Here is a 608-nt window from a genome sequence, read left to right on the forward strand (position 1 = left end):
GATTCTGAAACATGGAAGAAAGGCAAAGTCGCTTGTCAAATATGGATTGGAAGAGATTTCGACCATACTTATGCGTCCGACTTATACCCCAAAATTCGATGTTTTCAAATTTTTGTCATGTACTTAAAACTTTGATATTAAAAATCAAAGATGTATGTAACTTTTTTAATTCATTTATTAAATAAATGAATTCTACCAACGAGTATAGAAATATGAAAAACCATTTTTGTTTAAACCTATTCTTCTTATTATATTTATTTTTTTGTGCTGGATGCAAGCAGCATATCTCAGATAGTGCTGCTAAGGCAAATGAGGCATTGTTTACTCAATTAGATAGTCTGATAGATAATTCTGATAAACTTATTTTGCAGAAAGAGGAGCGAATAGAGGCGTTGAAGCATTCGCTAAGACAATCTAAGGCATTTGAGAAACAGTATGAACTTAATCAGGCTCACTACTGTCCCATTAAAATCTGAAAAATTTCTTTGAAATTATTGAAATATAGTTAGTTACATGGATTTTTCGAGCGAACGGACTTGAAATTTTATCTTTGCGGTAGTTTTACTATGACCGCATATGTTTCAAGACAAGTTTGTATTTGCTCAGTT

The 608-nt window shown here is 31.6% G+C and carries 1 protein-coding gene and 1 pseudogene; both read left to right on the top strand.

Annotation, left to right across the window (positions count from 1 at the left end; genetic code table 11):
• Nucleotides 1-127: pseudogene (locus HU824_RS19460) on the top strand (IS4 family transposase); the annotation flags it as partial.
• Between the two features lie 85 nt (nt 128-212).
• Nucleotides 213-476 (top strand): hypothetical protein, encoded by a 264-nt coding sequence (locus HU824_RS19465; RefSeq protein WP_176469747.1) that lies wholly within the window; start codon nt 213-215, stop codon nt 474-476.
• Nucleotides 477-608: the final 132 nt, after the last annotated feature.

This window comes from Bacteroides sp. L10-4, from assembly GCF_013373675.1.
GTDB classification, from domain to species: Bacteria; Bacteroidota; Bacteroidia; order Bacteroidales; family Bacteroidaceae; genus Bacteroides; species Bacteroides muris.